Source organism: Pseudomonas sp. GXM4 (assembly GCF_008923895.1).
GTDB classification, from domain to species: Bacteria; Pseudomonadota; Gammaproteobacteria; order Pseudomonadales; family Pseudomonadaceae; genus Aquipseudomonas; species Aquipseudomonas atacamensis.
In genome coordinates this window covers 1-7,924 of the sequence record NZ_WBRZ01000251.1, presented here as the reverse complement: position 1 = coordinate 7,924, position 7,924 = coordinate 1, and the positions used below count along the sequence as shown (strand labels likewise).

Here is a 7,924-nt window from a genome sequence, read left to right as displayed (position 1 = left end):
GTGATGGAGGGAAAGGCGCCCAAACGCCAAATCGCAGGCAAAAAAAATCCCAAGCAGCTGATGGAAGCTTGGGATTTAAAATGCATAAACCGTGGTGGTGAACGCGGAACGGATGTTACTTAAATTCCCAACATGCAACAAGGCTTTTTCGATAACCGGTTGGAGAGAAAGAGCTGTAAGCCTTTGGATATTCAGGTGTTTTCAACAACGAAATGGAAGAAGAATGCACCAAAATGGCGCTTGATCATTTTGCGCAAACAGTAATGAATGGAGAGCTGATCAGAGCGAAGCGGAAAGGACCGGGAACAAGCGTTGCGCAAATCACAGACAACAAAAAAGGGCCCACCTTTCGGTGAGCCCTTCTAGACCGCCCAGCAGAGCGGATTTTGTTTGGTAGGCGCGATTGGACTCGAACCAACGACCCCCACCATGTCAAGGTGGTGCTCTAACCAACTGAGCTACGTGCCTGCTGTGAGGCGGCATTCTACGGAATTCCGGAGGGGTGTCAACACCTTTTTTTCACCTAACCCTATGAATATGCAAAATATTTAATTTCGCCTCAGCGACGAAGAGTTTCCGGTGGCTGGCGGAGGTTTTTCAACTCGGGTAGGATCGACGCACTCGTAAAATATATTAAACAGAGGCGGCAGGATGGCGAACACCCTATACCCAGAGTCTTATTACGCTGCGTCGGCCAATGCCGTACCACCACGCCCTGTGCTGCAGGATGATGTGGAGACGGACGTCTGTGTGATCGGCGCCGGGTATACCGGGCTGTCGTCTGCCCTGTTCCTGTTGGAGAACGGTTTTCGCGTAACCGTGCTGGAAGCGGCGAAAGTCGGTTTTGGCGCCTCGGGCCGAAACGGTGGGCAGATCGTCAACAGCTATAGCCGCGACATCGACGTCATTGAACGCACGGTCGGCCCCAAGCAGGCGCAACTGCTCGGCGAAATGGCCTTTGAAGGCGGCCGGATCATTCGCGAGCGCGTGGCCAGATACAATATCCAGTGCGACCTGAAGGACGGCGGTGTATTCGCCGCCCTTTCCGCCAAACAGATGGGGCACCTGGAATCGCAAAAGCGCCTGTGGGAACGCTTCGGCCACACCCAGCTGGAACTGATGGATCAACGCCGCATCCGCGAAGTGGTCGGCTGCGATCAGTACGTCGGTGGCATGCTCGATATGAGCGGCGGCCACATCCATCCGCTGAATCTGGCGCTCGGTGAAGCGGCGGCAGTCGAGTCTCTCGGCGGCACCATCTATGAGCAATCACCTGCCGTGCGCATCGAGCGCGGCGCCAATCCGGTTGTGCATACGCCGCAGGGCAAGGTCAGGGCCAGGTTCATCATCGTCGCCGGCAACGCCTACCTCGGTAATCTGGTACCGGAACTGGCGGCCAAATCGATGCCGTGCGGCACTCAGGTGATCACCACCGAGCCATTGGGCGATGAGTTGGCGAATGCGCTTTTGCCGCAGGATTACTGCGTAGAGGACTGCAACTATCTGCTCGACTACTATCGCCTGACCGCCGACAAGCGCTTGATCTTCGGTGGCGGCGTGGTTTACGGCGCTCGCGATCCGGCGAACATCGAAGCGATCATTCGCCCGAAGATGCTCAAGGCTTTCCCGCAACTCAAGGACGTGAAGATTGACTACGCCTGGACCGGCAACTTCCTGTTGACCCTTTCGCGCTTGCCGCAGGTCGGGCGCCTGGGCGACAACATCTATTATTCGCAGGGCTGCAGCGGTCACGGCGTCACCTACACGCACCTGGCGGGCAAGGTCCTCGCCGAAGCGTTGCGCGGTCAGGCCGAGCGCTTCGATGCCTTTGCCGACCTGCCGCACTATCCATTCCCCGGCGGGCAATTGCTGCGCACACCGTTTGCCGCGCTGGGCGCCTGGTATTACGGGCTACGCGATAAGTACGGCCTATAAACACCATTGTGGCGAGGGGATTTATCCCCGTTGGGGGTGCGAAGCGCCCCCTCTTGAGCAGGAGGGGACTGCTGCGCAGTCCAACGGGGATAAATCCCCTCGCCACAGTAGATTCAGCAAGGCTTAGGATCAGAGCTGATCCCGAGCGATGCCGCTGCGAATCCGCAGGATATCTGCCAGCACAGCCAGCGCAATTTCCGCCGGTGTCTTGCTGCCGAGGTTGAGGCCGATCGGCGCATGAATCCGCGCCAGCTCCGCCTCGCTCAAACCACCAATGCGGCGTAAGCGCTCGAAGCGTTTCTGCGATGTCTGCTGCGATCCCATCACACCGATGTAAAACGCCTCGGTGCGCACCGCTTCCATCATCGCCAGATCGTCGATGCGCGGATCATGGGTCAGTGCCACCACTGCCGTGTCGCGATGGCAGCCACCATCGGCAATGAACACTGAAGGCAACTGTCGACGGATTTCCACGCTATTGAGCACCACGCCTTCAAGCACTTCATCGCGCGGATCGCAGAGAATCACTTCGAAGCCAAGCCCTACCGCGAACTCGGCACAGGCCTGCGCCACACTGGAGTAGCCAGCGAGCAACAAGCGCTGTGCTGCACCGACACGAATGCGCACCCGATCGATCTCACGCTCGATCCGCGCGCCCTGCTCGCGATCAGCAAACAGAGTGCGCGCACCGCTGGCCAGATCAACTTCGCGAAGCAGACGACGCTGACCCAGCAGCGCCGATTCCAGTTCACGCAGGTGCGCCTGCACCGCGCAGTCGGCGTCAAGTTTCTCAACCAGCACATCAAGAATGCCGCCGCAAGGCAGACTGACCCGCGAGCGCGGATCATCGCCTTCGCCGTAACGCACGACGCTGACCGCTTCGAGAAACGCACCTTCGGCGACGCGCTCAAGGAAATCCTCCTCGACGCAACCGCCCGATAGCGAACCGATCCACTGCCCGCCTTCGTTCACCGCGAGCAGCGAACCCGGCGCGCGCGGTGCCGAGCCGTAAGTGGTCAGCACCGTGCACAGCCAGATTCGCTGCCCGGCCACCGACCATTCCAGCGCCCGACGCACCACTTGCAGATCGAGATGCTGCATATCAGTGGGCCTTGTGCTCGACGCTCGGCGCGTCGGCTTGCAGCTTCTGCACTTCGCTCACCGCCAGTTCAGCGCCCTGCCCGCCCCAACCCTGACGCAAATAGTTGAGCAGATCGGTCAATTGCTCAGGACTGAGCTGTTCAGCAAAACCCGGCATCGGCTGCATGTGCTCGAACCCGGAAAACTTCTGTTCGCCGATACCATCCTCGATCACTCGCAACAGGTTGCGCGGATCTTCCAGGCGCAACGTGGTGTTGCCACGCATGGCCACGGCGATGTGCGGCTTGCCTTCACCGCCAGCCGCATGACAACCGGCGCAGACGTTCAGGTATTCCTGACGGCCGCGCTGGGCACTCGCGCTGAGCTTGTCCAGCGGTACTTCGACGAGCTCTTTGGCTGGTGGCGGTTGCTCGCCAAGGAGGAACGTCGCCATTGCCGCCAGGTCAGCATCGCTCAGACCTTGAGTGCTGTTGTGAAACACCGGGAACATCTCGTTGAACATCGTCCCTTGCGCGCTCATGCCGTGCTTGAGAAACGTGCTCAGATCCTGCTGATTCCAGCCGCGCGCGGCCAGGTCGGTGGCCAGCAGGCTTGGCGCCAGATAACCATTGAGGATGCCGCCGGTCATGCGCTTGTCCATTTGCATCGCGCCGGGCAGGCCGCGTGGCGTATGGCATTCGCCGCAGTGACCGAGAACGTCGACCATGTACTGGCCGCGCTTCCACGCCTCACTTTTGCCTTCGGCCGGTTCCAGCTTGACGTCTTTGCCGTAGAGCATGTTCCAGCCGGTCAGGCCCAGACGCACATTGAACGGAAAGCTCAGGCTGGTCACCGGCGCGGCGCGTTCGATCGGCTCGATGGTTTTCAGATACGCGTGAATCGCATCGGAATCGGCGCGCGGCATCAGGTGATACGAGGTGTACGGCATCGCCGGATACAGATTCGCACCGTCGCGCCGCTTGCCTTCGGTCAACGCAGCGAAGAACTCATCATCGCTGTACAGACCGATGCCGTGCTCTTTGCTCGGGGTGATGTTGGTGCCGTAGATCGTGCCGAATGGCGAGACGATCGGCAGGCCGCCGGCATAGGGCGCGCCACCGGGTGCGGTGTGACAAGCCATGCAGTCGGCGGCGCGGGCGAGGTATTCGCCGCGCTTGACCTGATCGTCGGCGTGGGCCGCCATAAGCGGCGCAGCCAGTCCGACCGCAAAAGTCAGGCGGGTCAGTAAATGCTTCATGCTCAACCCTCCTTGACCAGACCAAGATCGGTCAGCACGTTGCGCGTGGCGTTGTAATAACGCACGTACCCGGTGCAGCGGCAGACGTGATGGCCGAGGCTGTCCTCGATCACCTGTTCCAGCTGACTTTTGACGATCGGCTGGCGCTGCAGCTTCTCGACCAACACCGTCGCGGCGTTGACGAAGCCTGGCGCGCAATAGCTGCACTGGAAGGCGAACTCGTCGACAAAGCGCTGCTGGATCGGATTGAGCTCGGTGACCTGACCCTGCTCGTCGCGAGTGGCGTGGCCTTCGATGGTGCGGACTTTCTTGCCCTCGAAGTAGTGCGCGCCGGTGATGCAGGTGCGCACTTCTTCGCTGGTACCGTCTGGGTTATCGACGATCACCACGCAGGCGTGGCAGATCCCCTGACCGCAGCCCAGCCGCGAGCCGGTGAGGTTTTTGTATTCGTGCAGGTAGTCGATCATCGGCAGGTCATCAGGGATGTCCACCGGGCCGACGGATTGACCATTGAGGGTCAGTTGAAGCGGACGGTTAGCCATTGAGGGCCTCCTTGATGCGCGCAGCAGTGATAGGCAAGTCACGAACACGTTTCCCGATGGCGTGCGCCACGGCGTTACCGATGGCACCGACAATCGGGATCATCACCACTTCGGCGATGCCTTTGGACGGATCGCTCGGCGACAGCGGCGGCAGGATCTCCGCAGTCTGCTTCCACACCGCTACGTGACGGGCCATCGGCAGACGGTAACGGTTGAAGTTCCAGTCACCCTCCCCCGGCCCGCCTTCGTACAGCGGCATCTCTTCCATCAGCGCATGACCAATACCCATGGCGATACCACCTTCGAGCTGGCCCTTGACCAACTCTTCAACCAGCATGCGCCCGCACTCGATCCACGAATGGTGGTTGAGTACTTCGACTTCCGCCGAGCCTTTGTTGACCTTCAGCTCGACCAACGTGGCGACCGGGCTGTAATAGGTCACGGCAGCGTTGTTCAACTGCACTACCGGGTAGTTGACGTTCTGCCGATCAAGCAAGTGGAAGCCGGCGCTGTTCATCTGCGCTTTCTTCGCTTGCGGCGCGCCATCGCCGTATTTCACTGCCAGACCGTCGAGCGGCAGGCGCTCGCGCACGCCGTCGATGCTGTATTCGGCTTCGGCCCAGCTCCAGCGGTTGAAACCATGCACCGTAGCGCCCGTCACCAGACCGCGTTCGTGGGCGCGCTTGGCCAGCTCCTCGAAACTCAGCGGTTGCATGCCGTTGGCGGTCAGCTTTCCATCGACCCAATGCGCATCTTCGCGGCGCACCACGTAAGGGTTGGCTTGGCCGCCGTACGGACCCTGACGCCAGATCTCCAGCGCCGCCGGCCACAAGCCGTGGTTGAACAGCACACGCGCCGCTTCACGGGTGGCATGACTGAAGTAATAGGCGGAGTTGGTCGCCGAAGACGCCGACGCCAGCTTGCCGACCCAGCGCGGGTTGCGCAGCAGATTGTCCTGCTCGGCCTGACTCATGATGTAAGGGTTGCCGCTGGTGATCAGCTGCATTTCCTGCCATTCGGTTTCGCCGGTCTTCACCTCGTGCGCCGGGCTGCCGAGGAAATCGGCGACGACCAAGGCTTGCGAAGTGGACATGCCGGTGCCGATTTCGATACCGATGTGGCGCAGAGTAATGCGCCCGTCTGCAGTGAATTCGATGCTGGCCATCGGCGCTTCGGAGCCGGTGCCGAAGTCTTTCTGGCAGATGGCGAAACCGACGCCGTACCAGTTATCCGGGTCTGCCGCTTCACGTTGCTGCTTGATCGTGTCGCGATTTTTCCAGACTTCGTGCACCGAGGCCTTGTCGAGGATTTCATGCAGGCGCAGTGCACCGGCCGGGATTGCGCCCTGGGTGTTTTTCATGCCGGAACGCAGGGCATTCCTGCGGCGCAAATCGATGGCGTCGACACCCAGGCGATTGGCGATCTCGTCGACCATCATTTCGGTCGCCGCCATGCTTTGCAGAGTGCCGTAACCGCGCATCGAACCCGCCTCGACCGCGCGCGAGTGATACGCGGTGACCTGCAGATCGTTCTGCGGCATGTAGTAGATCGACTGCGCTGCGGTGGCGCCAACCGCCGCCACCGATGGGCTGTAGTTGACCCGACCGCCGCCATCGACGCTCATTTCCGCGCGGAAAATCTTAAAGGTGTAGTCGTTCTTGTCCACGGCCAACTGGTAGCGGATGTCGAACGGGTGACGCTTGATGCCGCTCTGGAACTGCTCGTAGCGGTCGTTGGCCAGACGCACCGGCACACCGGCGCCGTACAGCGCGGCCAGGGCTGCGTAGTAGACGAAAATGTTGTGGTCTTTGGAGCCATACCCGACGGTGTAGCCCGGGTGCATGTTCAGGTTGGCCAGGCCGAAACGCGACGGCCCGATCATCTTCGCGGTCTCGGTCGCGACTTCCAGCGGGCACTGCGTCGCCACGACGAAATGCAGGGTTTTGGTTTTCGGGTCGTACCAGCCGTTGCCGTTGTCCGGCTCGAGGGCGGCCGGTTCGATCGACGGCGTCTTGTAGCGCTCATCGAACACCAGCCAGTTGTCTGGCGGCGTGTCGATTTCCTGCTTCATGCGGTCGGCGTAGAACAGGCCGCGCTCGGTAAGGTTGCCATGCAGGTTCGGCGATGCATTCCACACTGGACGGCGGTTCTTCAGCATCGGGAACAGGATCGAATCCTTGAGGCTGGCGAACTCGTCTTCGTCCGCCGAGGTCGCGCCACCGACGCGCACATAGCGGAAGCTGCCGTAGGGATCGCCTTCGTAGAACGGCACCTTGGCGCCGTAACGAATCGCTTCGTCATTGAATTTGAGTTGATTCTTGGCCTGACGGAAACGCTCGAAGTCGTTCCAGATCAGAATCGCTACCGGGTGACCGATGAACATCGGCACTTTGCCTTCCGGCAGCAATGGATCAGGCGCGTGCTCTTCGGGGAAGTGGATACCGTCCTTGTCCAGATCGGCAGCGGTAACGATGCGGTCTGGCTGCAGATCAGCGCCGAGCCACGACAGGTCGTAGCCTGCGTAGATGCGGTCGGCCTTGATGGTTTTCAGCAGCATGGCGTGACCCTGTTGCTCAGGCCAGCCGGGCATGTCCTTGGCGCGGATGTCGCGGGCAAACACCTTGCTGCCGCAGACCTTGGACAAGGCATCGTTGCGTTGCCGCGCCTTGCCGTTATTGCCGAGCCATTTCTCGGACGGCACGGTGACGCTGTTTTCCATCAAGGCAGCCAGCGCCTGACTGCTGAGCGGCGTAAGCGTAACGCTCACACCCGCCACCAGCCCGCCCTGGAGGAACGAGCGCCGGGATATTTCACGGTTGGACATGGATCATCCTCTGGGCGGTTATAGGTCCGCCCTTGTGGTTATCTACTGGGGATCTCGAGTCGTGCAGAAGCTCTTTCTGGCGAAGCAAAGAGCTGTGTTGACAGTGCAAAGCTGACCGAAAGGTTAACTTTAAAGGTTTCTGCGCCCACAGCAAACAACCAGTTACAAAAACCTGACTAAATAATCAAAAAAATCAATGCGACGTGGCACCGCAGTAGGCTTGCAGAGATTCTTGTAGGAGCTGTCGAGTGAAACGAGGCTGCGATCTTTTGATCTGGATTTTTT

5 protein-coding genes and 1 tRNA gene are annotated in these 7,924 nt (G+C 60.2%); 1 reads left to right on the top strand and 5 read right to left on the bottom strand.

Going from position 1 to position 7,924, the window contains the following annotated elements; all coding sequences use genetic code 11:
• Positions 1-391: 391 nt before the first annotated feature.
• Positions 392-468, bottom strand: a tRNA-Val gene (locus F8N49_RS22685).
• Positions 469-651: 183 nt separating this feature from the next.
• Between F8N49_RS22685 and F8N49_RS22680 the strand changes: the two genes are divergently transcribed.
• Positions 652-1,935, top strand: a complete 1,284-nt coding sequence (locus F8N49_RS22680; protein ID WP_151552689.1) for an FAD-binding oxidoreductase — start codon at positions 652-654, stop codon at positions 1,933-1,935.
• Positions 1,936-2,064: 129 nt separating this feature from the next.
• Here F8N49_RS22680 and F8N49_RS22675 read toward each other — a convergent pair whose 3' ends face one another.
• Genes F8N49_RS22675 through F8N49_RS22660 form a run of 4 tightly spaced genes read right to left on the bottom strand, consistent with a single transcriptional unit; the run spans position 2,065 to position 7,639 of the window.
• Entirely contained in the window at positions 2,065-3,036 is a 972-nt protein-coding gene (locus F8N49_RS22675) for an XdhC family protein (protein ID WP_122747155.1), read from the bottom strand.
• 1 nt (position 3,037) lies between these two features.
• The gene (locus F8N49_RS22670; RefSeq protein ID WP_122747154.1) at positions 3,038-4,273 is read right to left on the bottom strand and encodes a cytochrome c; all 1,236 of its coding nucleotides are present in this window, start codon (positions 4,271-4,273) and stop codon (positions 3,038-3,040) included.
• 2 nt (positions 4,274-4,275) lie between these two features.
• Entirely contained in the window at positions 4,276-4,815 is a 540-nt protein-coding gene (locus F8N49_RS22665; RefSeq protein WP_016773947.1) for a (2Fe-2S)-binding protein, read from the bottom strand.
• Positions 4,808-7,639 (bottom strand): xanthine dehydrogenase family protein molybdopterin-binding subunit, encoded by a 2,832-nt coding sequence (locus tag F8N49_RS22660; protein WP_151552687.1) that lies wholly within the window; start codon positions 7,637-7,639, stop codon positions 4,808-4,810. Before F8N49_RS22660 ends, F8N49_RS22665 begins: the two co-directional genes overlap by 8 nt.
• Positions 7,640-7,924: the final 285 nt, after the last annotated feature.